Genomic DNA, 23,740 nt, shown 5'->3' with positions numbered 1-23,740 from the left:
ATACAACTTCAACTTTTACTTTTCAGCCTTGTGATTTTTGCGTCGGTGACGGCCAAGCCGAAAGAGCGTAGCCAAAACCAGCGCGAGAGCGCCGGCTATGCCGGCAGCGTATAAGGTTACGATACCGGCACGTGTCTGCACGGAGATAGTGATGGGCTGCGAAATGGTCTGATCTTTAGGTGTGGCCAGCCACAGCCCAATATCTGTGCGATCCGCGTCCTTCGGCATATCAGCGGTCATGGATACAGTAATAGAGCCCTTAGCGGGAATACGGACGCTTTTGGGCGTGTTGAGCCGCGCGCCATCGGGGGCATCGTATTGCAGCTTTGCCTCCACCGGCAATGGCAGGCCATTTTCGGCCACGATGAGCAGCGGCGATGACTCAGATACGCGGGTATAAACATTGCCCGGCGGGATGAGGGAAACGGAATCGCGCAAATCCCGCAGCGTATTAGAGTGCATCTCCATAGTGCGGGAAAAGGACTGGCGCGCTGCCGCGTGGGTGGCCAAGCTATCGCGATTATTAAGCGATAAGGAATTGAGGAGATCGCGGCGCAGCGGCAGCACGAATTCAGAGCGCGTCATGGTGATATCAGGGTCATCGACCACGATATTCATCAGCTCATCGGTATAGCGCGCCTGTTGCTCAACGCGGGCCAATTCGGGTTCCGAAAAGACCGCCGGATCGATAAAGGGGCTGCCGGTGGGAGCGTTCGGATCGCCCTGCTGCAATTCCACCGCGCTGATCCCGCGGGGACGGGAGTGGCCGGAGTCGAGCAAGTCTTCCGCGGCGGCGAGTGCATGTTCGGCCGCGCTTGGGTCTAAGTAGTTGGGAAGCTTGGCCACGGTATCTTCCCCGCCCGCGAGGCTGAGGGCCGCCTCGCCCGTGATGGCGCGAGACAGAGCAGAATCTTTGGCGTAGTCATAGCGCAGCTCCGGGTTGGAATAGCCCACCGTCTGCGGCTTGGAGCCGGTTTGGGATAGCAGGGCGCCAAGGGAGGAATCGAAAGTCGCGGCCTCGCCGGACCAGTTCGAGTTATCCGCAACCAGGGATGGAACCGGCAATTTTTGGTCAATATAGCCGGAACCTACCGCCAAGATATTGCTGGCCGGGGCCTTGCCCAGGACGCGTTCGATGGTTTGGTTGCCGCGCTGCAAACCCTCAAAGACAAGGGCGGGATTATTAGCCCTTGCTACCGCAGAGGCATTCGCATTGGCCCAGGGCATGGCGATGAAGCAATCCAACTCGCGCAGGCGCTCCAGCCACCGCTCGGCATCATTTTTCGCATCGCCTGGCTCCCCCTTGTCATCGTCACTGCCCCGCGACCAGGAATCGCGCAGGCGCTTGGGGCGATCGCCTTGGGCGGGGCGGGTGGAATTGACCGTATAGCCTTGCGACATGCGGTTGACGGTATCGAGCAGCGCGGGGTCGATGGCCACACAGCCGGCCCCCTGCAGGTCATGATCCTCGTAGGTAGAAACCAACTTATCGAGGCGGCCGCCTTCGTGCAGCTCGTGCCCTAACTCATCGGAGGACAAGATGAGCTCTTCTCCCCCGAGCCCGCCGGGGACGATGTTTAAGTTCGCGCTGATGGGATAGACCACCGTGAGATCGTGCGATTGGGGTTCTTCGGCTTCGTCGTGTTCTTCTTCTGGTGCCGCTTCTTCCGCTGCCGCGGTATGTCCGGCATCTGTCGGCCCGTCTCCAGAGAACTGGGCCACAAAGCGTTCCTCTGCCAAGCTGACCGCATCGCCCTCGAGAGTGCCGGTCAGGGTAAATAACAGCGGATAGGCGCCGGGTTCATTGATTGCCAAGGTACGCTCGGCATCTAAGCCACTGGGCACGGTGAAGCTTATCTCCCGGGTTTCCCCTGGCTGCAGCGGTGCTGTCGTCATACCCGAGCCATAATAAGGAAAATCGCCGGTGGCCATTTCCGTACGCGCTTCTGCCGCATCGGCCACGCTATCGCCGCGGCGGCTAGTTACCTGCAGATCTTCCAAGGGCTGATCGGTGGGGTTATGCACGCGGAAGCGAAGCTGCAGGTCAGTGCCTACGGTAAAGGGCTGGGCATCGATAAGATCCAGATCGGCGCGCTCCGGCCCGCGCGCGCCCAACCAGGCTTGGATATCCTTCTGCTCGTCCGGGACAGAGTCCATTTGGGCCGCCGCGCTTGGTAAGAACAATCCCCAACCGGCAAGTACCGCGCAACCGCCAGCCGCGGCGAGTGATCTGAGGCGCTTGTGCATTAGCGTGGGGTCGCTTTCCCTGCGTCGGCTTCCTTTCGTGCGAGATCCGGGAGGAGATCGTGCGCGATGCGCGCGAGCTTACGTTCGTCCGCGTACGCCAAGTGCTCGATGAGTTCAGAAACGGGAACCCAGGACACCTCGGTAACCTCTGGATCCTCATCGTTCATGATGCCGTCCACAAAGCGCAGCAGATGGTGGTGCACCGTCTTGTGAATGCGGACGCCATCAGAAACGAACCAATAATCGATCACGCCGAGGTCAGCGAAAACCTCGCCAGAAATACCGGTTTCTTCCCATACCTCGCGCTCTGCGGTGACCTCCTTGGCCTCGTCATTTTCCACGTGCCCCTTGGGCATGGACCACAATAAACGCCCGCGGCGGTCTAAGCGCCCAATCAGCGCTACGTAGACGCGGGACAGGTCCGCCTTACCGTTGCCGTCGACGCACTCGGCCAGCCCGGAGATTACGAGCCCGCCCGCAGATGTCTCATCGCGGGTCTCCATGACGGTGGAGGTGCCGTGATTATTGCCGCCGCGTTGCTGCCTGCGCTGCTGGGTGTTGCGGCGCGTGCGGTTATCCGGCCGCCGCCGGCGCCGGCGCCGGTTACGGCTACGGCCGCCTCCTTTGGAGGGGCCTTGCGCGGAGCCTTGTTCTTGGTTAGTCATCCCTGCCAATCGTAGTAGACTCTCACCCGTGAATTTTCAGGACACTCAGTTAATCGGCGTTCTTGCGCGCGCGGAGTCTACCGTGAACTCGCTCAGTGGCTTATTGAGCGGGCTGGTGGAGAAATTCAGCGCGCGCGGACATGCCCTCTACCTCGTGGGCGGCTCGGTGCGCGATGCCCTCCTCGGCCGCTTGGGCAATGATCTGGACTTCACCACCCCAGCGCGCCCAGAGGTGGTCAAGGAAATCCTGGATGAGTGGGCCGAAACGGTATGGGATACCGGCATTGCCTATGGCACCGTATCCGCCGTGTACAAGGGCCAACAGATAGAAATCACCACCTTCCGCTCTGATTCCTATGATGGGCAGTCCCGCAACCCCGAGGTCATCTACGGCGATAGCCTGGAAGGCGATTTGGTGCGGCGCGACTTCAAGGTCAATGCCATGGCTATTGAGCTGCTTGCCGATGCCACCTTTGAGTTCCACGATCCCCTCGGCGGCCTCCACGATGTGGCCAACAAGGTGCTCGACACCCCCGATAAACCGGAAATCTCCTTCCACGATGATCCACTGCGGATGCTGCGCGCCGCGCGCTTTGCGTCCCAATTAGAGTTTCACGTGGCAGACCGCGTGGTTGCTGCCATGCGCGATATGGCGGCAGAGATCCAGCGGATTACGGTAGAGCGCGTTCAAGTGGAGCTGGATAAGCTCATCTGCGGCAAGGCGCCGTGGGATGGCATCGACCTACTGGTCAATACCGGGATTGCGGACTATATCTTCCCGGAGATCCCTGCCCTGCGCATGACCACGGACGAGCACGCGCAGCATAAGGACGTCTACGCGCATTCGTTGAAGGTGCTGCGCCAGGCGATGGATCAAGAAGAGGACGGTCCCGACTTGGTATTGCGGTGGGCCGCATTGCTGCATGACATCGGCAAGCCCGATACCTTCGATAACACCGACGGTAAGGTTTCTTTCCACCACCACGAGGTGGTGGGCGCCAAGCTCACGCGGAAGCGGCTGCGGAAGCTGAAATACCCCAAGGCCACGACGGAAGATATTGGCCAGTTGGTGTACCTGCACATGCGTTTCCATGGCTTTGGGGAAAATCAATGGACCGATTCTGCCGTGCGGCGCTATGTGAACGACGCGGGTGACCTCCTTCCCCGCCTGCACAAGCTGGTGCGCGCCGATTGCACTACCCGCAATGCCAAGAAGGCGCGCCGCTTGCAGCGCACCTATGACCAATTGGAGGAGCGAATCGCGGAGATTGGCCGCAAGGAAGACCTCGCGCGGGTGCGCCCGGACCTCGATGGTAACGAGATCATGGAAATCCTGGGCCTCTCCCCTGGGCCCGAAGTGGGTCAGGCTTGGTCCTACTTGAAGGAAATGCGCTTGGAGTACGGCCCCCTCGAGCGGGAAGAGGCTATTGCGAAGTTGCGTCAGTGGTGGGAGTCTAAACAGTGATGTTTGCCGATAGATTATTTAATGCCCTCGAGCGCAACGAACCCGCCCCTGGGCAATTACTCGTGTCCGCACCGGGGATGCTGTCCCCAGAATTCGCCCGTTCTGTCATCCTGCTGGTTGAGCACAATGACATGATGACCTTTGGCGTGGACCTCACTAAGCGCTCAGAAGTGGCCATTTTTAACGTGCTTCCAGAATGGATGCCCGTCGTTGCTAAACCGCAGGCGCTGTATATCGGCGGTCCGCTCAACCAGCAATCCGTCGTGGGCTTGGCGCAGACCAAGCAAGGTGTGGATCCAGATAAAGAAGAACAACTCAGCCGCCTCGCACCGCGCCTAGCGCACGTGGATCTGCGCTCCAACCCGGAAGATATCGAGCCGCTGGTCACCGGGACGCGCATGTTTGCCGGTTACGCCGAGTGGGGTCCCGGGCAACTGGAGGAAGAAATCGAAGCCGGCGAATGGTTCGTAGCACCCGCCCTAGCGCAGGACGTGGTGGCCCCAGGCCCGGCCGATCTATGGGCCGATGTCATGAAACGCCAGCCTATGCCCTTGCCGTTGTATTCCACCTATCCCGTGAATGTGGATGATAATTAATTCCTAGGCGGCGGAAAGTGATCGGTTACACTAACCCGTATGCGCGAGGAAATCCACAAGGGCATTAAAGACACGTGGGCGGCGGCTCTCGGGCTAATTCCATTGGGCTTGGCTTTTGGCCTCCTGATGGTCCAATCCGGCTTTAGCTGGTGGTGGACGCCCATATTTTCCATCGTCATCTACGCCGGTTCTATGGAGTTTCTCGCCATTTCCATGGTTACCGGCGGAGTTTCCGCGCTTTCCTCGCTGCTTACCGGTTTTATGGTGAATTTCCGCCATATCTTTTATGGGCTAACGTTTCCCCGCAAGCGGATTAAGTCCCCCGTGGGCAAGGCCTATTCCACCTATGCCCTCACGGATGAAACGTATGCCATCGTCTCGGCACTGCCGCGCGAGGAGCGGCTGAGCGGCACCCGCATCCTGAGCATCCAAATCTTTTGCCAAATGCTGTGGGTGGGCGGCGGACTCGTTGGTGCACTCGCCGGCCAGGTAATCCCCTCCTCCGTCGAGGGAATGGAATTCGCGCTTGTTGCCCTCTTCGTCGTCTTGGCGATGGACTCCTTCCGCAATAATCAGGATCTGTTCCTCCCGCTATCCGCTGCAGCCTTGGGTATTCTCGCCGCTTTCATTACCCCGGGGCAGCTGCTGATGCTCTCCCTGAGCGCCTATTTCCTGTTGCTCATCATTCGCTATCTATCGCCTCGCGTAGATAACGCGCTCACCTGGCGGCTGCAGCCGCTTGCCTCCACGACCGTGAAGGAGGATGACTAAATGCCGGCGGGAGTCAGCTTAGGCGCGATTGCCGCGGTCCTTATCCCCGTTGGCATCGTGACCGTTTTATTGCGGGAGCTTCCCTTCTCCGCAAAGAAGTGGATGAAAGATAGCGAGTTCTTTTCGCTGCTGGGCTTGATGATGCCCGTGGGCGTAATGACGATCCTGGTGGTCTATGCCGTTGCCGGACAGGCGGATGGCACCGGCGGCCTATGGCCAGTCTTGCTGGGTGTGTTGGTCACCGCTGGGCTGCACAGGTGGAAGCGGGATTCCGGATTATCCATCTTCTGCGGGACCGCGTTCTATATGATCCTAGTGAACTTGGTGCTCTAGCCCGCGCTTAGCTAAAGCCCAAACTTGGTGGTAGCCTCCGTCCACAGCGCTTCAAATTGTTCTTGGTCCATGTACTGGGCGCTAATATCCGGGAACTCACCGTAGGTATCGGGGTGCGGAACCACTTCTTGCGGCTTGTCCACGTTTCCCGTGGAACTATTTGGGGTCGCTACCCCGACGACGGAGTCCGCAGGATCCAAAGCGATCATGCGGTGCATGCGGCAGCGCTGGGCATCGTGTTCTTCTAGTTCTGCGAGGTGGACCGCGGAGCCCACTCCCGGGACGGAGAGTTCGGTGCGCACATAAAGGTAATTAGCCATGGGAACCTAGTGTAGTTGCTCTTCGTCCCGTTGCGCGTACCGGGAGGCCAACACAGAACAGATCATTAGCTGCACCTGGTGGTAAATCATCAGCGGGAGAATCAATAGACCGAGCGATGTCGGTCCTGAGGCAAACATGACTGAGGCCATGGGAAGGCCGGTGGCCAAGGACTTCTTGGAGCCACAGAATTGGATCGCAATGGTATCGGCGCGAGAAAAACCCAGTTTTCCGGAGATGAACTGTGTTAGCCAAAGCATGAAGATGACGAATGCCGCGGCGAAAACGACGAGGAAGACAATCTCCCAGGCAGAAATGGAGGACCAGATTCCATCCACCACACCCTTGGAAAAAGCCGAATAGACCACCATGGCAATGGACCCGCGGTCCACCACCTTTGTAGCGTTGCTCTGGGCGAAGTCCGCTATCCAGCGTCGAGTTAGTTGGCCGAACACAAATGGCGCGAGAAGCAAAAGGGAGATCTCCCCAAAGACGGAGGTATCGATTTGCAGGCCGGAACCGGTACCCATGAGCAGCATGACTAGGACTGGCGTGATGAAGACGCCGGCCAAGTTGGAGGTTGAGGCGGAGACAATGGCCCCGGATACGTTTCCCTTGGCAATGGAGGTAAATGCCACTGAGGACTGCACGGTGGACGGGACCAGCGTGAGGAATAGGATCCCCATGTACATATCGTCCGTAATGAACCCAGTGAGGGGCCGCAGTGCCAAGCCAATGAGAGGATAAATGACGAAGGTGAACGCGAGAATGGTGAGGTGAAGCCGCCAGTGCTTAAGCCCATTTAGAGCTTCTTGGGTGGATAGCCGCGCGCCGTAGAGAAAAAACAACAGCGCGATCGCCACATTCGTCAGGCTGCCAAAGACGTCAGCGAAGGTGCCGCGGGCCGGTGCAATGATCGCGATTGCGACGGCCGTAAGGATGAGGACGATGAGCGGATCCGGCTTTTTAAGTCTGTGCAGCATGACCCAAAGTGTAAACCGTCTCGCTTGGTTCCACGAAAGGTAGTGCGGATAATTTTCTTCTGCGTACTCCCATTGAGTCTCATGGTTTCACGTGAAACGATGGGCGTAGAGGGTGAAGCGTCCGCGGGGATTTACGCAGTAGTGACCTTTGTACCCTCTTGGCTTACCTCAAATTCTTTGAGTGGGTCGCGGCCAGGTCCTTCAATGACCGAACCGTCTTTCAGGTTATAGGACGTATGATGCGCCGTGCAGGTAGCAGTCATACCGTCGATTTCTGTAATGGGGTTTTGTTGGTGCGGGCAGGTTTGGGAGTAGGCCTTAAACTCCCCCTCTTGCGGCTGTGTGAAGATAACCCCATCGACGATGACCCCAGAGCCTACGGGAATGTCTGTTGCCGCGATCTCCGCGGATGGTTCTGAGCCACAGGCCGCGAGGTATGCACCTGCGAAAGTCGTGGCGGATCCGAGCAAGAACATGCGGCGTGAACAGATAGTCATAGCCTCTACTCTATCCTGAATGGTTCAAGGCCGGAACATGATTTCGGCGACGGTTAGTAACACGTGTCTGGTCATCATAACGTGGAAGTATTGGGTGTAGGTTTCACGTGAAACATGTCATTAGGAAAGGTTGCCGTTCCAGGTGGCGATGGAACCAGACTCGGAGGGTGTGAGTTCATAAGTGCCGGAGTCGAGCCCTAAGTCATTAACCATGGGGTGCGGACCCTCCCCTCCTACGGCTTGTGATTCCGGATCGATGCGGTGGGAGTCGGCGACATAAGAACCGATGCTAAAAGTGGAAACGGCGATTGCGGCGAGAGCTGTTGTTTTCTTCATGCCTCCCATTGTCTACGCTTGCGTGCGCTAGGTGTAGCGGCTGAGTAGCACTGTGCGGAACCTTTATGCGAGCTCTATGAATTTCCACAGGAAATGTATTTAGTGGAATGGAACCACTATAGCTAACGCCCAATGTAGAGGGTATCCTCGAATGGTAGTTTATTTTAGTTGTGACGAAACGACTGTGACTACTTGTTAGAGTAATAACGTCACTGTGTCATAAAAAATCTCCCTCGCCTGTCTCTGAGTGTGGCGATTGCCAAACAGGGACGGGAGGGAGAAAAGTAACGCGAAAGCTAAGTATTTAATTATCAGAGTGCCGGGCGGCCTGGCGGAGGGCTCCCAGATCAACCTCCGGTTGGGTGACGGAGTTAGTGGAGGTCTCTTCCCCACCGCAGCCGCCGGAGCCACAGTTGCAGCTATCGCCACAACCCTCGTCATCGGCATGCGCTTGCTCATAAAGAAATGCTGCGCGCGATCCAAGGTTCGAACCGACGGAAAGCGCGAGGATCGCGATGACGAAAGTGGTGACTGGAATAAGCCACATCCAGCCCTCCGCGCGAAAGGCTACGACCCCACCGAAAAGTAGCGAGACTCCGCCTAGGGCCCAGAAGGGGCCTGCAATGGCGTGCGCATTATCCCACGCTTCACGTGATTTTCGGATCTCTTGTAAGCGCAAGCCGATGTATTTATTGCCGGGCAACCGCTTGGTGGCGGCGAGTGCGCCCACTGCGATAAGGAAAACGGCAAGGATTAAAAATATGATTCCCACTGCGACCATATACATAGTTTAATCCTGCAACGCGATATTGGAAATTAAGCTACGGGGCTTGTGTCTTAAATATAAGGCGGCTCGGGTAAAATTCAATTTGGATCGATCGATAGATATTCGCTCGATTTTGCACCTGCACCACGTTGTCTCTCCTTCCGTCGAACCACACACAAGTGAGTCCCCGGACTGGGAACACCTAACCTGATTGTGATTGCATGAATCTCAAGAAAATAGCGGACTCTCTCCTTTTCCGCATCGTTCTCGCCATCGTGCTTGGCATTGTCGTCAGCTTCTTTGCGCCCGAATGGTTCGGTCGAGCCTTTGCCACCTTTAACGGGCTATTTGGTAACTTCCTCAACTTCTTCATTCCTGTGCTGATTTTCGCCCTTGTCGCCCCGGCGATCGCCGGTCTTGGCAAGGGCGCAGGAAAATGGTTGGGGGTTACGGCGGGTATCGCCTACGGTTCCACCATTCTCTCGGGGTTGATTGCCTACGGCCTGGCACAGTGGCTCTATCCTTCGATGCTGGCGGGCCAAACCCTAGTGACCAACGTTTCCGACGTGGATGAGGGCTCGCTTTCCCCTTATTTCGAGGTGGAGATGGCACCACCGTTTGAGGTGATGACGGCGCTATTGCTTTCCTTCTGCATTGGTGTCGCCATGACGACGGTAAAGTCCGATACGCTCTACACCGTCACCAAAGAACTGGAAAATGTGGTGGTTAAGGTCATTTGGGGATTCGTTATTCCCATCTTGCCGTTCTACATTTTCGGCATGTTCCTTGGCCTGGGTATGAATGGCAATATTGGTGACGTCCTTTCTGCCTTTGCGAAGGTACTGATCCTGGCAGTGGTCATGACGCTGGTGTACCTCGTGCTCCAGTATGTGGTTGCCGGTGCAATCGCAGGAAAGAATCCCTTTAAGGCTCTGCGGAATATGCTGCCGGCATACTTCACTGCATTGGGTACGTCATCTTCTGCTGCGACCATTCCGGTGTCTTTGGAATCCAGCTTGCGCAACGGCATTTCGAAGTCGGTCGCGAGCTTTGTGATCCCGCTGTGCGCGACAATTCACCTGTCCGGGTCCATGATGAAGCTGACGCTTTATGCCTTCGCCATCGTCTTTATGGCGAATATGGATATCAGCACTGGCACCGGCCTTGGCTTTATCTTCCTGCTGGGAATCATGATGATCGCCGCACCAGGCGTGCCGGGTGGTGCCGTTATGGTGGCCGTTGGTCTCTTAGCGGATATGATGGGCTTCGATGACGGAATGGTGGCGCTGATGATCGCGGCCTATATTGCGATTGACTCCGTCGGCACCGCAGCGAACGTCACCGGCGATGGAGCCATTGCGATGGTCGTCGATAAGTTCGCCCGCGACAAGGTCGATACCCTGAACGACGAAGAGGCAGAGACCGTAGCCTAGTTTCCCGTGAAACATTTGCGCCCCCTGGCTTCCCCACCCAACAAGTATGGGAGGAAGCCAGGGGGCTTTTTGGTGCTACCGTCCGGTAGGCTCTATCCCTTGGTCGCTTCCTTCATCGCCGAGATGAAATCGGTCAGCTCTGCGTGCAACGCATCCGCGTCATCGATCGTCCCGACGGCGCCGGTTTCATGTGAAACATGCCGGTCGATGATCTTGGTGATCGCGGATCCGGTAATGGCGCCCGCGGCATTTGCGGCGATGGCATCGGCGACGTGCCTCGGCGAAGAAATACCGAACCCGAGCAATACCGGTGCACCATTGAAGCGTTGAATGCTGGCGACCACCTCGTCGAGGCCGGTGGTCTCAGATTCTTTCTCGGTTCCCGTCACGCCATCGCGTGAGATTGCGTAAATATATCCCTGCGAATGCTGGGCGACGCCAGCAAGCGTGCGTTCTGCAGCCCGCGCGGGTGCGATGAAGATGGGGTCGATACCGGCTTCCTTTGCTGCGGCGATGAATGGGGCGCCTTCGCGCACGGGGACATCGGGAAGCAAAATGCTATCGGCTCCAGCGTCCGCGAACTCCGCATAGAATTGCTTCACCCCGCGGGCGAAGGCGACGTTGCCGTAGATCAACATGCCGATGGGCAAATCGGGGAACTCGGTGCGAATCGTCCGCACCTGATCCAAGGCACTATCAAGGGTCGCTCCCCCATCAAGGGCGCGGATGTGCGAAGCCTGGATGGTGGGACCATCCGCCACTGGGTCAGAGAAGGGGACGCCGAGCTCCAAGGAGTCCGCCCCGGCGGCGACTGCGGTGCGGATAATATCCAGGCTTGCCTCAGGCGTCGGATCACCTAGCATGATGAAAGGGACAAACGCTCCCTCATTCTTCTCACGCAACGCGGCAAAAAGCTTATCGTAACGGCTGCCCATGATTAGTTCTCCTTGAGTTGCAGTTCGGGGTGGGATTCCAAGGTGTGGCGGACATGGTCGATGTCCTTATCGCCGCGGCCGGAAAGTGATACGAGGATGGTGATGTCCTCGTCCTTGCGCTTCAGGGCGTAGGCCAAGGCGTGGGAGGATTCAAGGGCGGGAATGATGCCTTCCCTCTTGGACAAGAGTTGGAAGGCCTCTAGGGCCTCGGCGTCTGTAATTCCCACGTATTTCGCTCGACCGGTGGCGTGGAGGTGCGCGTGCTGCGGCCCCACGCCGGGGTAATCCAAGCCGGCGGAAATGGAATAGGATTCTTCCACCTGCCCCTCAGAATTGCGCATGAGGTAACTGCGCGCGCCGTGGAGGATGCCCACGGTGCCGTTGTTGATGGTGGCACCGTGTTCGCCGGAATTGAGGCCAGCACCGCCTGGTTCGGCGCCGACCAATTCCACCGCGTCTTCGTCAATGAAGTCTGCGAACATGCCGATGGCGTTGGAACCGCCGCCCACGCAGGCGACAACGAGATCGGGTAGGCCGCCCGTCTTCTCGATTAGCTGCGCCTTGGCTTCGGTAGAAATGACGCGGTGGAATTCGCGCACGATGGTGGGAAATGGGTGCGGGCCGGCCGCGGTGCCGAGCAGGTAATGCGACTCATGGAAAGTAGCGGTCCAATCGCGCAGCGCCTCGTTGACGGCATCCTTCAGGGTTCCGGACCCGGTATCAACGGGGATGACCTTTGCGCCCATGAGCTCCATGCGGAAGACGTTGGGTTGTTGGCGCTGGACGTCCTTAGCACCCATGTAGACCACGCACTCGAGGTCGAGCAGCGCACATGCCAATGCCGTTGCCGTACCGTGCTGTCCCGCGCCGGTCTCGGCGATGATTCGCTTCTTGCCCATGCGCTTAGCCAGGAGGGCTTGTCCGAGCACTTGGTTGGTCTTATGCGCCCCGCCGTGGACGAGGTCCTCGCGCTTTAGGAAGATCCGCGCCTTCCCGCCGAGTTTCTTTACTTCGGTGACGGGGGTCGGGCGGCCTAGGTAATCGCGCAGCAATCCGGCGAGCTCTTCGCGGAAGCTGGGATCATTCTGGGCATCGACAAAAGCCTGCTCCAATTGATCCAATGCGGGGATGAGGGATTCCGGGACGTATTGGCCGCCGAATTCCCCGAAGTATGCGGGAAGGAGTGTTTCACGTGAATCGGGCATAATTAATCTTTCTTGTCAGGTTGGTTGAATAATCGGATGGTGCGGAAGGCTTGAGAAATCAGGGCGGCGTCTTTGTTCCCGGGGCGCGTTTCTAATCCTGAGTTCAGGTCGAGCCCTGCAGTTCCCACTTGGAGCGCGCCATCCAGGTTGTCGAGGTTGAGGCCACCGGCCAAGAGGCTATGGGCTTTGATATCGTTCGGGATTTCTGTCCAATCAAAGCTGCGTCCGGTCCCTCCCCTACCCGAGTCGAGCACAAGGCGGTCAACCTGTCCGGCAAGTTGTCGCGCCATCTCTACCCACTGAGGGTTGGTCATGTCGATGGCCCGCCAGACAAACCCCGCGTCGGCGTTCGCGAGTTCCGCGCGGGCGCTTTCGATCAGTGATAGCTCCCCTTCCACGCTGCCTTGGAAAGGGGCGTGCAACTGGATTCCGGATAGCCCGCGGGTCGCCGCCACGGCCCGCAACTCTGCGGGGTCGTCGCTGCGGCTGACTGCTACGAAATCCAAGCCGTGCTCGGCGGCGATGATTTTCTCGGCGGTTTCACGTGAAACATTGCGCGGGGAATCCGGGACAAAGATGAGACCTCCGTAGCGGGCACCGGCGGCACGGGCGGCTTGGGCCGTGGAGGAGGCGGTGAGCCCGCACACCTTATTCGCGCCGAAGAGCAGATCCCGGGCGGCGCGGTCGATGTCCGCGTGAGAGGTGAGTTGGGAGCCGACGAGGAAGGCATTGGCGTGGGCGCCCAAACGCCGGACGGTGTGGTTATCGCGGATACCGGATTCGGAGACGACGACCTTATCGTCAGGCACGTACCCGGCGAGTTGCTGGGTGCGGGAGAGGTCGATGCTCAAGTCATGGAGGTTGCGGTTATTAATGCCGATGATCTCCACCCCGAAGGACAGCGCGCGGTTCACCTCCTCCTTGGTGATGGCTTCAGTCAGTACATCTAGTCCTAATTTATCCGCCAAGGACTTCAGCTGTGCAAAGGTTTCATCATCCACGATGGACATCATGAGCAAAATCGCATCCGCGCCGTAGTAGCGCGCGGCATAGACCTGAACTGGATCGACGATGAAGTCCTTGCACAAAACCGGCAGGTGCGTGGACTGGGCTACGGTCTGGAGGTGATCGTAATCCCCGCCGAACCGCTCCGGCTCACACAGCACGGAAATGGCATCCGCGTAGCGGGAATAGACGCGCGCGATATCGCCGGGGTGGTAATCCTCGCGAATCATCCCGAGAGATGGCGATGCAGACTTGCACTCCATGATGAAGCGATTGGTGCCATTGAGCGCCGCAAAAAGCGAACGCCGAGACGGCTCAAGCTTGTCCACATCTACGTGGGCGATGCGCTCGCGAATGCCGGCAAGGTGAGTGCGGCGCTGAGCCACAATCCCCTCGAGCACCGTCGGCAGTTTCTGTTCTGTCATTTCTTATCCCTCGTGTGGCCTTCTTAGTATTCGGCTTCCTCGTGGGTGCGCAGCCAGCGGTCCACGTCCCCGCTATCGATGAGCCCCTTGGCGTGGGCGACGCCCTCTGCAATCGAGGCCGTGGTGCCACCCAGATAAAACATTGCCCCAGCCGATGCCGCGACCGCATCATAGTGCGCCGGCTTACCCGAGCCATTAAATATGGCGCGCACGTGCGCGGCATTATCTTGGCCGTCGCCGCCGGCGAGCTCACTGAGCTCATGCTTGGCGATGCCCAACTCCTCCGGCGTTAGCTCATAGTGTGAAATCTCGCCGTCCTTTAGCTCCCAAACCTGCGTGGTGCCGTGGGTAGCGATCTCATCGGTACCGGCGCCGTGGACGACGAGCGCCCGCCTGCGCCCCAGCTCCCGGAAGACTTCCGCGATCATGGGGCCCTGGGCGGGGTTGGCGATGCCCATGATCTGTAGCTCGGGGCGGCCCGGGGAGAGCAAGGGTCCCAAGGTATTGAAAATGGTGGAGACCCCGAGCGCCTTGCGCACCGGTTGCACGTGGGCCACGGCCGGGTTGTAGGCCGGAGCAAAGAGGAAGGTGAAGTTGGAGGCTTCGAACTGCCGGACGGCGCGGTCCACGTCAAGGTCCAGCGGAATATTCAGTGCCTCGAGCACATCGGCGGACCCGGACTTGGAGGAGACGGACCGGTTGCCGTGCTTGACCATCCTCACTCCCCCAGCGGCGGCGACCAAGGAGGCAGCCGTCGTGATATTAATGGTATTCGCGCCGTCGCCGCCCGTTCCCGCGGAGTCCATGAGGCCTTCACCGGTAATGGGAAATGGGTGGCCAACGTTCAGGAATGCCTTGGCGGCACCCGTAATATCCGCGAGGGTTTCGCCGCGGGTGCGGATATGTGTAAGCAACGCGGAGATCTGAATATCGTCATAATCACCGACGGCAACCGGAGTGAAGACCTCGGTTGCTTCCTCCACGGTGGGCGCGGGATTATCTAAGAAAGCTTGCAGCGTTTTTAGCGGGCTTTGGTTCGTCATTAGTGCTTTAGCTCCATAGTGGGAGTAGTGGATAGTTGATAGATGCAACGGTCTAGAATGTCTGGGCCACGGGGCGAGAGGATCGACTCGGGGTGGAATTGCACCCCCAGCGCCATGCCATCGTCCGTTTCGGCTGCCATGGCGATGGTGCCGATATCCGCCTCCGTCTCCGCGAGCACCCGCATGCCGGCCGGCACCTGCGTGCACCCCAAGGAGTGATACCGCGCCACCGGGACCTGGGTACCGGGGACGCCGGGCTGGGCGGGATCGGCATCGGTGGCTAGCCCGGCGAAGACTGGGTGGGCAGTGCCGGCATCGGTAAGCGTCATAGGCATGGACTTGCCGTGTACGGGGCCGCACGGCCCTACCCCGCCACCGTGGTATTCCAGTAGCGCCTGGAAACCCAGGCAGACACCGAGGATGGGGATGGTGCCCAAGGTGGCATCGATAAGCTCCATCATGCATCCAGCATCGCGTGGGTGACCGGGGCCTGGGGAAAGGACAATAATATCGGGCTCGGATGCGAGCACCTCCGCGACGGACACGCTGTTGCGGTAGACGGTGGTGCGGTAGCCGGCGAGGGCGTCGACGAGGTTATAGACAAAGGAATCGTGGTTATCGAGCAGAACCACGTGCGGCGAATTCATCGCTGTACCTCCAGGGTGGCGTTGTGCGCGAGGGCAATGGCGTGGAGAACGGCATAGGCCTTGTGCAGGGTTTCATCGGCTTCGGATTGCGGGACGGAATCGTGCACCACCCCGGCACCGGCTTGAACAGCAGCCGTACCGCGGTGCACGAAGGCGGAGCGAATGACAATGCAGGTATCCATGGCACTGTCGCCGCGCAGGTATCCCACTGCGCCGCCGTAGGAGCCACGGCGCTTGTGTTCGGCTTGGCGGATGAGCTCGCTGGCGCGCAGCTTGGGCGCGCCGGTCAACGTTCCCATGTTCATGCAGGCGCGGTAAGCATCGAGGGCATCGAAGTCTTTGTGCAAGGTGGCGGTCACGCGGGAGACCAGGTGCATGACCCGCGAGTAGCGATCTACTTGGAGCAGGTCTGCCACCCGCCTCGTGCCGGATTCTGCTACGCGGGCGAGGTCATTGCGCGCGAGATCCACCAGCATGGTGTGCTCGGCTAGTTCCTTGGTATCCGTGCGCATTTCTAGCTCGTTGCGGATATCTAATTCATCGTTGATGGTGCCGTCCGGGTTGAGCCCGCGGGGCCTGGTTCCGGCAATGGGATAGAGCTCCACCTGCCGCGTCTCTGGGTCAAACTTTAAATTGGATTCCGGTGATGCACCGAAGAGCTCGTAATCCGCCCCCCGGAGATAGAACATATACGGCGAGGGATTGGTCTCCCGGAGCTGGCGGTAGGCCGCGAAGGCATCGGGGCAGTCCACCGTGAACGTGCGGGTGGGGACGACCTGGTAAATATCGCCGGAATCAATATTGCCCTTGAGCCGCGTTACCTGATTGCAAAACGCGGCATCATCAATATCCGCGGTTGCAGTCAAGGTTCCCGCGGGCTGGCTAGGCGCTGGGTCCCCTATCGCGTCGATGGGTGTGGCAGCTAGTGCATCGAGCGTGTCTTCCAAGCGGGCTCGGTCGATATCCCAGCCCTCTACCCGCGCGGTCTGCGTAAGGTGATCCACCGCGAGAACAGTTTGAGCGACAAGGAATTCATAATCGGGAAACTTATTGGGCCCCTCGCCTACCTCAGGCAGGTTTTCAAAAGTGGCCAAATAGTCATAGGCAAACCCACCGGCGACGAAGGGCAATAGGGGCGAGGAATAGGAATCATCGCGCTGCAGCGCGCGGAGGATATCCGCCGTCGATTCATCTAGGAGCCGTTGCCGTTCATCGGACTCGTTGGAGGGTGAGAACTCAAAAACAATTTCCGTGGTTTCACGTGAAACAATCCGGTTAGCGAAGCGGGCTTGCAGCATGGTGATGAGCTGCTCCCCCGCTGGGCTGAGCGCGAGGACGCGAACCCGCTGGCCGGTGCAGGTGACTTTTGCCGCGGCATCAAGCACGGCCAGGCACGTGAGGTTTTTCTTGGTTTCAATATCAGCGCTTTCCAATAATAAGGAATCGCTGGATCGCGCCAAGCTATGAAATAGCGCTGAGGCATCCCGGCAATAGGCAATATCGCGGGTGGCGGTGTATGTCATTGCAGTGCCCTTTCAGGAGTAACTGAGGAACAGAGTGCGAGGGACCCGAGGTATCCGCGAGCAAAGGCACTGAAAACGCCGAAAGGCCCGCAGAATGCGAGCCTAAAAATGGGTTGCGAAGAAAGGCCCGCGAGTTACGCGCGCCACCACCAACGAGTAGTCATTTTCTTCATGGGCACTAGCCTAGCCTAGATTTCTATAGCGTGGAAGAAACAAGTGAAAAATATTCAATCGGTATCTAATAGGTGGTCTTCGCGTCCGTTAAGGGTAATGTGGTGCAGGTCTATATCTTCAAGAAAGGTGACGATAAGTGAGTATTAATATCGAAGAGGTAATTGCAAAGGTTCCCACCCAATTGCTTATTGGTGGTGAGTGGCGCGATTCCACCTCCGGTGAGACTTTTGACGTAGAAAACCCAGCGACGGGCGAGACGCTGGCGACGCTATCTTCCGCAAACTCGGATGATGCGATTGCTGCCCTCGACGCCGCCTGTGCCGTGCAGGATGAATGGGCGCGCACCACGCCGCGCGAGCGCGCGGAGATTCTGCGCCGAGCATTCGATCTAGTACAGGAGCGGGCGGATGAATTCGCAGCCCTGATGACGCTAGAGATGGGTAAGCCCTTCGCGGAAGCTAAGGGTGAGGTCACTTATGGCGGCGAGTTCCTGCGTTGGTTTAGTGAAGAAACGGTGCGCGATTACGGTCGCGCCGCAACCGTTCCGGAAGGCACGCTGCGGATGATCACTCGCCGCAAGCCGGTGGGTCCCTGCCTTTTGATCACCCCGTGGAACTTCCCGTTGGCCATGGCTACCCGCAAGGTGGCTCCCGCGGTGGCAGCGGGTTGCACGATGGTGCTCAAGCCGGCCAAGCTGACTCCCCTGACCGCGCAGTACTTTGCGCAGACCATGATCGATGCTGGGCTTCCAAAGGGTGTGCTCAACGTCGTAGCCGGTAAGTCTGCATCTGCAATTTCGGAGCCATTGCTTGCCGATGACCGCTTGCGCAAGCTTTCCTTTACCGGTTCTACCCCAGTGGGCCGAACCCTTTTGAAGGGCGCGGCCGATAACGTACTGCGTACCTCCATGGAACTGGGAGGCAATGCCCCATTCATTGTCTTTGAGGACGCAGATATTGACCAAGCGGTCCAGGGTGCGATGGGCGCCAAGATGCGCAATATTGGCGAGGCCTGCACCGCAGCAAACCGCTTCTTGGTCCACGAATCTGTAGCCGAGGAGTTCTCCGAGAAGCTCGTTGCGGAATTCGAGAAGCTCAATTTGGGCAATGGTATGGACGAAGGTGTTACCTGCGGACCGCTCGTCGAGTCCAAGGCTTTGGAGAGCATTGCGGCACTTGTGGACGATGCCGCAGAAAAGGGCGCTACCATCGCCACCGGCGGTAAGCGCGGGGATGGCGCTGGCTACTTTTACGAGCCTACGGTGATTACCAATGTTTCACGTGAAACGCGCGTCGCCCAGGAAGAGATCTTCGGTCCAGTCGCCCCGATTATCACCTTCAGCACCGAGGAAGAGGCGCTCAAGATCGCAAACGATACCGAATACGGTTTGGCATCTTATGTCTTTACTGAGAATTCCGACCGCCTGTGGCGCATCGCCGATGGCCTAGAGTTCGGCCTGATGGGCTTCAACGCCGGCGTTATCTCTAACGCCGCTGCCCCATTCGGTGGCGTCAAGCAATCCGGAATGGGCCGCGAGGGTGGCGCGGAAGGTATCGAGGAATACACCTCCGTGCAGTACCTGGGCATCCGCGACCCTTATGCCAACGCTTAGGCCTTAAGCCGGCAACGCAATCACTGTTTAGAGCGCGCTTATAACCGTGTTTGATTAAACATTTAAGTGCGTGCGGCGTATACTCACTCCCCGCATAATTGTGATTGCTTTCCTTCTCCCCGCACGCTGCCCTTCTGGGGCCGTGCGCGGTTGGGAAGATTTTTTATTTTTTAATTGGAGTGAGTCTTGTCAACAACGAATTCAGCGGCTCAGCCGCCATTGATTACACCCACGTTTCTGTTGGCGTGGGTGGCTAATTTTGGTCAGTTTCTAGTCTTCTACTTAACGGTGACGACCATGGCCCTGTATGCCGTCGAGAGCTTTGGGGCCTCCGATACCGTCAGTGGTTTTGCCTCCAGCGCCTTTGTTTTGGGTGCGACATTCATGCGCATCTTCTCCGGCTGGTTGGTGGACCGCGTGGGGCAAAAGCGCGCCGCCCTGACCTCGCTGGCCTTCGTCAGCATCGTGACGGTGGGCTATTTCGTGGCCCATAACGTGGCTGTCCTCATCCTCGTGCGGCTGTTTCACGGCGCGGGCTATGCGTTGACCTCTACGGCGCTCATGGCCGTCGCGCAATCCGTCATCCCCCAACAGCGCCGCGCGGAGGGCACCGGCTACTTTGCCCTCGGCACCACACTTGCCACCGCCTTCGGCCCCGCAGTGGGCTTGTTCTTGGCCAATAACATTGGCTACAACACCCTCTTCGCGGTCGCCCTGGGTTCCAATATCGTCTCCCTCGTGCTGGCGCTCGTGCTGCGCTACCCGGCGGAGCTCGATGAGGAAAAGCCCGCTTTCAAGCTGAGCAATGCCGTGCACCCCAACGTGGTGCCCATTGGCCTTTTCATGCTCTTGGTGGGCATCGCCTACTCCGGCGTGGTCACCTATCTCAACGCCTATGCGCGCGAAGAGGACCTGGCCACAGGCGCCGGCCTCTTTTTCATCGGCTACGCCGTAGTCATGCTCATCATGCGCTTTTTCTTGGGCCGCATCCAGGACCACAAGGGCGATAACTCGGTCATGTACCTGGGCCTAGTTTCCTTCGTCATCGCCCTTATCATCATGGGCTTTCCCAGCAATGACGTCATGCTCGTGGTGGCGGGTGCGTTTACGGGCATGGGATACGGCACGCTAAGCCCCGCCTGCCAGGCCATCTCGGTGCGCTCTGTATCGGCCGCTCAGATAGGCGCGGGCATCTCCACGATGTTCCTCTTGATGGACTTCGGCATCGGCCTCGCCCCCTTCGGGCTTGGCCCCATCGTGAGCGCCACGGGCTTCGATACGATGTACCTCATCCTCGCCGGCCTCATCGTCGTCGCGGCGGTGTACTACTACATGGTGCACGGCCGCTACCCCAAGGCGAAGGCGCCCGTTATCAGCGCCACAGAGGGCACGCAGCCGGCCTAAAGCGGCACAGATTTTTGGCTCCGGGTTTATACCCGGAGCTTTTTTGCGTGCTGGGGCGGCAAGCACTTGGCATCGACCACGCGCCGGGCCAGCGCCCGGTCCCCCATCTTGGCCGCAAACGCCATGCGCATGGTGATATCGTGCGCGGGGGCGGGGCCGCAGATTATGGCATCCCCGGCAGAAATGCGCCCGGGCGAGATGACGCGGAAGTACACGCCGCAATCACCGCGCGCAGTCCACCGCTTGAGCCAGCCCTTTTCCTGCACCCAGCCGGAAAAGGTTGCGCATGGCTGGCGGGGAATGGAGACCTCGAGCGTAGCCGTGCCGATGTGGAGGCGTTGATTGATAAGCAGCGCGGAGAGATCAATGCCGCGCGTGGTGAGGTTTTCCCCAAAGGCCCCTGAACCCAGCGTGCGGCCCAGCGAATCCTCCCAATAATCCAGCTCCTCGCGGGCATAGGCATAGACCGCCTTGTCACTTCCACCGTGGTGCTCGCTATCGCCGATAGAATCGCCGCGCACGCCGGAACCATCGCCGTAATTGGGTCCGGGAGCGGAAATATCGATGAAGTCTTGCGGGCGCTTGTCGATGCCCGAAAACTCATGCCTCCCGCTCGGATCCGGCCTGCGCACGGCGACGTTGGTGGAAATAACCTGCATATCAGTCACTGTAGTCGCGGGTAAGGGCCTCTGCAGTGAGAATATCCCGGTAAAACAGCTCCGGAGCCAGCGAGACCGCCTCCGCGAGCTGCGGGAGGGCATTATCTAGCGCGGAGGCCACGGCCGCATCCGTCAGCTTCCCATTGGCCACCCCACGTGCGGCAATGGCAAAGACATAGGAAATAAACGGCATCCAGGCGGAGCCGCCAAGATCCGTGTTTCCATCCCCAAAGGCGTCCAGGGCGAGCAGTGTGTGCAATACCGACTTATCTACGCCCAATTGTTGCAGCGTCACGCGCAATTGCAGCGCGGTAGTGCGCAGGTTGGACATGGTCCCCAGGCGGGTCAGTGCCAAGTCGTTATCGAAGCACTCGCGCAGCGCGGCGATGCGGTGGGCGTCATCGCATAACTGCGCGCTGTCCGTTGCAGGCGTTGGGGCCTCGCCGGTGGCGCTCATGAGCAGCATGGGGCGGGTGACATCGTCTACGCCCGTGGTGGCCGTGCGCCACAGCGAGGGGGAGCCGGAGTGTTCCACGTGGGCCTGGTTGGCATCGGCAAGCGCGGCGAGCACGGAAGAAGGTTCCGCGGCCTCTTCCCCATCGCTGCTAAAGGAACGGGTAATCAGGCCCGTGCGCACCAACGCGCGCATGCGCTGGCCGCGTTCGAAGTCGACCTGCATGAGCGCATCAAGGCTGGCGCGCGGATCAGCTTCGATGTTCTTGATAACGCCCTCGAAGGTCTCCTTGGCCTTGGGAGCGAGGCGGCGCAGGGCGGCATAGTTCTCCCACGTGCCGGCGGTATTCTCGCTCTCGCCGTCGTGGAAGATGATAAGCGAGCTTGCCGGTGGGTACTGCGGGGCGGCGAGATCGCTGGCCGGTTCATCCTCGCGGAAGTCCACGATGAGATCGCCAGCCTCGTGTAATTCCTCCGGTAACTCGAAGCCCTCCTCCACCGGCTCCAAGGGCAGCGGTTCGCTGGCGGGGTTGCCGAGCGGCCACGCCCAGGCCAAAAGCTCCACTTCCTCTTCGTGGGTTTGCTCGGGTATCAAGATGCCATCTTCGATGGTGGCGCGCGCCACCAGTGGCGCCTTGCGCACCGTGGCGATGGCGGCATAGATCAGGTCGCTTGCCGCGGTTGCCTCGTATTCCATCACGCGACGGTCCATGCTGCGCTTGAGGTGCGCCGCGCGCTCCTTATCCGGCAGGCCCTCCAGGTACTCCTCATAGGACAGCGTGGACCACAGGAGGTAGAGCTCCAGCGAGGACTTCTTGGTCAGCGCGGCCTTGAGGGCGCGATTCGGGACGGAGAGCGTGGTCGTCGCCTCCGTCGAACCATTGGCGGTAACGAGATCCCGGATCTTCTGGTTCTTATCAATGACCACGAATTTTGCCAGCGGCAGTGGCTCCGGCGAGTGCACCGTAAACAGTGCATCCGCATCCAGCTGATCCGCCAGGATGACCTGCTTATCCATATAATCCACGGGCTCGGCCGCGGTGCGCTTCACGCGCGTGCGGATGGTCGCCGGGATGACCTCAAAGGTCAGCTCGTAGCCGGCCTCGCTGCTGATGGTCTCCTCGCGCACCGATTCGTCTTCCCCAAATACGCGCTGGCCCTTTTCCATGTGAATGGGCTTATCGGGGGACGAGGCAAGCACATAGCTAAACGGTGAGAGGTTCCCCAGCGCATCAATGAAGCGGAAGTTGGTGCCGCGGGGTCCCTCGTTCTTGGAGCGCATGTGGAGGGTTTCGGCAAAGTTGAGATAGAGGACATCGACAAGCTCCTCGCCCTTGTACAGGCTAAAGCGGTACCGGCCCACCCAGGGGTCTTCGAATACGTCACCGGGTAGAACCTCATGGATTCCCTCCGGCAGCTCATCTTCTAAGATTTCCTCCTCTTCCCCACCGATGGGGACATAGGTCAGCTGCAGGTGCAGTGGGGTATTGACCAAGAGGCGTGGGGATTTCGTGTACACCAGCTCGCCGTCCAGCCCGCGCGCGTTGGGCAGGGACTTGACCGCCATATCCCAGGAGAAATCCGCGCCTTCCGCGACGGTGATGGTGGCCTTGTCCTGGCGCGGTACCGCAATGGAGAAGGAATCTTGTGCCGCTACCTCAAAGATGGACCAGCCTTCCCACGCGCCATGCGGGCGCGGCTGGTTATCCGGGGCGGGGGTTAGCTGCGTGCCGGTCGGTGCGATGAAGGTATATGCGCCCTGCGCGATGGGCTGCGTGCTATCGACGGGCCGGTGTGTGGAATCAAGTAGCAGGCCGCCATTGGCAATACCCGCAAACTCCAGCGTCTGCTCCGCAAACGTAACGGCAAGGTGGGTAAAGGGCTGTGGCATGGACACCCACAGGCCAGGTTCTTCACCGGCGACGTAATAAAACTTGCGGGTGACCTCCGTGCCGTCCAGCAACTGTGTGGTCACGGTCCATTGGGGGTCTTCTGGTTCATAAGCCGCGCTCACGGCTGGCAGGTAAAGCTCTAAAGTATCGGTATCCGGCGAGAGGCGAAGATGCGGAACCCCCTGAAATACCGCCGCGTCTAGAAAAGATGATAGCTGGCTACGAAACTTCTCCTGGCTCATTTACACCAGCCTAGATCATTTTTGAAAAGATGTGGATTCTGCAGGCAGAAGGCAATAAGAAGGCTTTCACCACCGTGGAAGTGAAAGCCTTTGCGCGAGATTAATCGCCTG

21 protein-coding genes and 1 pseudogene are annotated in these 23,740 nt (G+C 59.1%); 7 read left to right on the top strand and 15 right to left on the bottom strand.

Annotated elements, in window-relative coordinates:
- Positions 1-15: 15 nt before the first annotated feature.
- Positions 16-2,157, bottom strand: coding sequence for a DUF6049 family protein (locus ABRP84_RS05260; RefSeq protein ID WP_232208531.1), 2,142 nt, complete (start codon positions 2,155-2,157; stop codon positions 16-18).
- An 89-nt stretch (positions 2,158-2,246) separates the two neighbouring features.
- Positions 2,247-2,909 (bottom strand): annotated as a pseudogene (locus ABRP84_RS05255) (NUDIX hydrolase); the annotation flags it as partial.
- Between the two features lie 31 nt (positions 2,910-2,940).
- Between ABRP84_RS05255 and ABRP84_RS05250 the strand changes: the two are divergent.
- The 4 genes from ABRP84_RS05250 to ABRP84_RS05235 are packed head-to-tail and all read left to right on the top strand — an operon-like array spanning position 2,941 to position 6,077.
- Complete coding sequence (locus tag ABRP84_RS05250) at positions 2,941-4,377, top strand: CCA tRNA nucleotidyltransferase (RefSeq protein ID WP_023024578.1); 1,437 nt, start codon at positions 2,941-2,943, stop codon at positions 4,375-4,377.
- Positions 4,377-4,973, top strand: coding sequence for a YqgE/AlgH family protein (locus ABRP84_RS05245; RefSeq protein WP_023024576.1), 597 nt, complete (start codon positions 4,377-4,379; stop codon positions 4,971-4,973). The genes ABRP84_RS05250 and ABRP84_RS05245 overlap by 1 nt, the downstream gene beginning before the upstream one ends.
- A 39-nt stretch (positions 4,974-5,012) precedes the next feature.
- A complete protein-coding gene (locus ABRP84_RS05240) occupies positions 5,013-5,744 on the top strand; it encodes an AzlC family ABC transporter permease (RefSeq protein ID WP_023024574.1) in 732 nt (243 codons plus the stop codon).
- Positions 5,745-6,077 (top strand): branched-chain amino acid transporter permease, encoded by a 333-nt coding sequence (locus ABRP84_RS05235; RefSeq protein ID WP_023024572.1) that lies wholly within the window; start codon positions 5,745-5,747, stop codon positions 6,075-6,077. It begins immediately after the preceding gene.
- Positions 6,078-6,088: 11 nt separating this feature from the next.
- Here ABRP84_RS05235 and ABRP84_RS05230 read toward each other — a convergent pair whose 3' ends face one another.
- From ABRP84_RS05230 to ABRP84_RS05210, 5 genes are all read right to left on the bottom strand, one after another.
- Entirely contained in the window at positions 6,089-6,397 is a 309-nt protein-coding gene (locus tag ABRP84_RS05230; protein ID WP_349852941.1) for a hypothetical protein, read from the bottom strand.
- 6 nt (positions 6,398-6,403) lie between these two features.
- Positions 6,404-7,378 (bottom strand): bile acid:sodium symporter family protein, encoded by a 975-nt coding sequence (locus ABRP84_RS05225; RefSeq protein WP_349852940.1) that lies wholly within the window; start codon positions 7,376-7,378, stop codon positions 6,404-6,406.
- A gap of 131 nt (positions 7,379-7,509) precedes the next feature.
- Positions 7,510-7,875: a Rieske (2Fe-2S) protein gene (locus ABRP84_RS05220; protein ID WP_349852939.1), complete on the bottom strand. Its 366-nt coding sequence runs from the start codon at positions 7,873-7,875 to the stop codon at positions 7,510-7,512.
- Positions 7,876-7,995: 120 nt separating this feature from the next.
- The gene (locus ABRP84_RS05215; RefSeq protein ID WP_349852938.1) at positions 7,996-8,211 is read right to left on the bottom strand and encodes a catechol 1,2-dioxygenase; all 216 of its coding nucleotides are present in this window, start codon (positions 8,209-8,211) and stop codon (positions 7,996-7,998) included.
- 304 nt (positions 8,212-8,515) lie between these two features.
- A complete protein-coding gene (locus ABRP84_RS05210; protein ID WP_349852937.1) occupies positions 8,516-8,998 on the bottom strand; it encodes an SdpI family protein in 483 nt (160 codons plus the stop codon).
- Positions 8,999-9,198: 200 nt separating this feature from the next.
- Here ABRP84_RS05210 and ABRP84_RS05205 point away from each other — a divergent pair, with 200 nt between their 5' ends.
- Entirely contained in the window at positions 9,199-10,410 is a 1,212-nt protein-coding gene (locus ABRP84_RS05205) for a dicarboxylate/amino acid:cation symporter (RefSeq protein ID WP_349852936.1), read from the top strand.
- 92 nt (positions 10,411-10,502) lie between these two features.
- On the opposite strand, the gene trpA is transcribed toward ABRP84_RS05205, so the two are convergent.
- Genes trpA through ABRP84_RS05175 form a run of 6 tightly spaced genes read right to left on the bottom strand, consistent with a single transcriptional unit; the run spans position 10,503 to position 17,193 of the window.
- Complete coding sequence (trpA, locus tag ABRP84_RS05200) at positions 10,503-11,345, bottom strand: tryptophan synthase subunit alpha (RefSeq protein ID WP_349852935.1); 843 nt, start codon at positions 11,343-11,345, stop codon at positions 10,503-10,505.
- 2 nt (positions 11,346-11,347) lie between these two features.
- A complete protein-coding gene (gene trpB, locus ABRP84_RS05195; RefSeq protein ID WP_349852934.1) occupies positions 11,348-12,550 on the bottom strand; it encodes a tryptophan synthase subunit beta in 1,203 nt (400 codons plus the stop codon).
- 2 nt (positions 12,551-12,552) lie between these two features.
- On the bottom strand, positions 12,553-13,980 hold the full coding sequence (gene trpCF / locus ABRP84_RS05190; RefSeq protein WP_349852933.1) for a bifunctional indole-3-glycerol-phosphate synthase TrpC/phosphoribosylanthranilate isomerase TrpF: 1,428 nt from the start codon (positions 13,978-13,980) through the stop codon (positions 12,553-12,555).
- Positions 13,981-14,003: 23 nt separating this feature from the next.
- Positions 14,004-15,023, bottom strand: coding sequence for an anthranilate phosphoribosyltransferase (gene trpD, locus ABRP84_RS05185; protein WP_349852932.1), 1,020 nt, complete (start codon positions 15,021-15,023; stop codon positions 14,004-14,006).
- Entirely contained in the window at positions 15,023-15,670 is a 648-nt protein-coding gene (locus ABRP84_RS05180) for an anthranilate synthase component II (protein WP_349852931.1), read from the bottom strand. Before ABRP84_RS05180 ends, trpD begins: the two co-directional genes overlap by 1 nt.
- Positions 15,667-17,193, bottom strand: a complete 1,527-nt coding sequence (locus ABRP84_RS05175; RefSeq protein WP_349852930.1) for an anthranilate synthase component 1 — start codon at positions 17,191-17,193, stop codon at positions 15,667-15,669. The genes ABRP84_RS05180 and ABRP84_RS05175 overlap by 4 nt, the downstream gene beginning before the upstream one ends.
- A 310-nt stretch (positions 17,194-17,503) precedes the next feature.
- Here ABRP84_RS05175 and ABRP84_RS05170 point away from each other — a divergent pair, with 310 nt between their 5' ends.
- Positions 17,504-18,979 (top strand): NAD-dependent succinate-semialdehyde dehydrogenase, encoded by a 1,476-nt coding sequence (locus tag ABRP84_RS05170; protein WP_349852929.1) that lies wholly within the window; start codon positions 17,504-17,506, stop codon positions 18,977-18,979.
- Positions 18,980-19,198: 219 nt separating this feature from the next.
- Positions 19,199-20,383 carry an MFS transporter gene (locus tag ABRP84_RS05165; protein ID WP_198010510.1) on the top strand — a complete coding sequence of 395 codons (1,185 nt, stop codon included), beginning with the start codon at positions 19,199-19,201 and terminating at the stop codon, positions 20,381-20,383.
- 26 nt (positions 20,384-20,409) lie between these two features.
- On the opposite strand, the gene ABRP84_RS05160 is transcribed toward ABRP84_RS05165, so the two are convergent.
- Both ABRP84_RS05160 and ABRP84_RS05155 read right to left on the bottom strand, forming a co-directional pair.
- Positions 20,410-21,042, bottom strand: a complete 633-nt coding sequence (locus ABRP84_RS05160) for an MOSC domain-containing protein (protein ID WP_349852928.1) — start codon at positions 21,040-21,042, stop codon at positions 20,410-20,412.
- 1 nt (position 21,043) lies between these two features.
- On the bottom strand, positions 21,044-23,629 hold the full coding sequence (locus ABRP84_RS05155; RefSeq protein ID WP_349852927.1) for a hypothetical protein: 2,586 nt from the start codon (positions 23,627-23,629) through the stop codon (positions 21,044-21,046).
- Positions 23,630-23,740: the final 111 nt, after the last annotated feature.

It is taken from the genome of Corynebacterium sp. KPL2861, from assembly GCF_040225475.1.
GTDB lineage: Bacteria > Actinomycetota > Actinomycetes > Mycobacteriales > Mycobacteriaceae > Corynebacterium.
The sequence above is the reverse complement of the archived record's forward strand: the minus strand, read 5'-3'. Positions and strand labels throughout refer to the sequence as shown.

Coding starts and splice junctions, on each gene's coding strand:
- ABRP84_RS05260 (WP_232208531.1), bottom strand. CDS start 2,157: ATGGACTCTGTCCCGGACGAGCAGAAGGATATCCAAGCCTGGTTGGGC.
- ABRP84_RS05240 (WP_023024574.1), top strand. CDS start 5,013: ATGCGCGAGGAAATCCACAAGGGCATTAAAGACACGTGGGCGGCGGCT.
- ABRP84_RS05235 (WP_023024572.1), top strand. CDS start 5,745: ATGCCGGCGGGAGTCAGCTTAGGCGCGATTGCCGCGGTCCTTATCCCC.
- ABRP84_RS05220 (WP_349852939.1), bottom strand. CDS start 7,875: ATGACTATCTGTTCACGCCGCATGTTCTTGCTCGGATCCGCCACGACT.
- trpCF (WP_349852933.1), bottom strand. CDS start 13,980: ATGACAGAACAGAAACTGCCGACGGTGCTCGAGGGGATTGTGGCTCAG.
- ABRP84_RS05175 (WP_349852930.1), bottom strand. CDS start 17,193: ATGACATACACCGCCACCCGCGATATTGCCTATTGCCGGGATGCCTCA.
- ABRP84_RS05160 (WP_349852928.1), bottom strand. CDS start 21,042: ATGCAGGTTATTTCCACCAACGTCGCCGTGCGCAGGCCGGATCCGAGC.
- trpA (WP_349852935.1), bottom strand. CDS start 11,345: ATGGGCAGCCGTTACGATAAGCTTTTTGCCGCGTTGCGTGAGAAGAAT.
- ABRP84_RS05180 (WP_349852931.1), bottom strand. CDS start 15,670: ATGAATTCGCCGCACGTGGTTCTGCTCGATAACCACGATTCCTTTGTC.
- ABRP84_RS05245 (WP_023024576.1), top strand. CDS start 4,377: ATGTTTGCCGATAGATTATTTAATGCCCTCGAGCGCAACGAACCCGCC.
- ABRP84_RS05205 (WP_349852936.1), top strand. CDS start 9,199: ATGAATCTCAAGAAAATAGCGGACTCTCTCCTTTTCCGCATCGTTCTC.
- ABRP84_RS05215 (WP_349852938.1), bottom strand. CDS start 8,211: ATGAAGAAAACAACAGCTCTCGCCGCAATCGCCGTTTCCACTTTTAGC.
- trpD (WP_349852932.1), bottom strand. CDS start 15,023: ATGACGAACCAAAGCCCGCTAAAAACGCTGCAAGCTTTCTTAGATAAT.
- ABRP84_RS05230 (WP_349852941.1), bottom strand. CDS start 6,397: ATGGCTAATTACCTTTATGTGCGCACCGAACTCTCCGTCCCGGGAGTG.
- ABRP84_RS05225 (WP_349852940.1), bottom strand. CDS start 7,378: ATGCTGCACAGACTTAAAAAGCCGGATCCGCTCATCGTCCTCATCCTT.
- ABRP84_RS05210 (WP_349852937.1), bottom strand. CDS start 8,998: ATGTATATGGTCGCAGTGGGAATCATATTTTTAATCCTTGCCGTTTTC.
- trpB (WP_349852934.1), bottom strand. CDS start 12,550: ATGCCCGATTCACGTGAAACACTCCTTCCCGCATACTTCGGGGAATTC.
- ABRP84_RS05155 (WP_349852927.1), bottom strand. CDS start 23,629: ATGAGCCAGGAGAAGTTTCGTAGCCAGCTATCATCTTTTCTAGACGCG.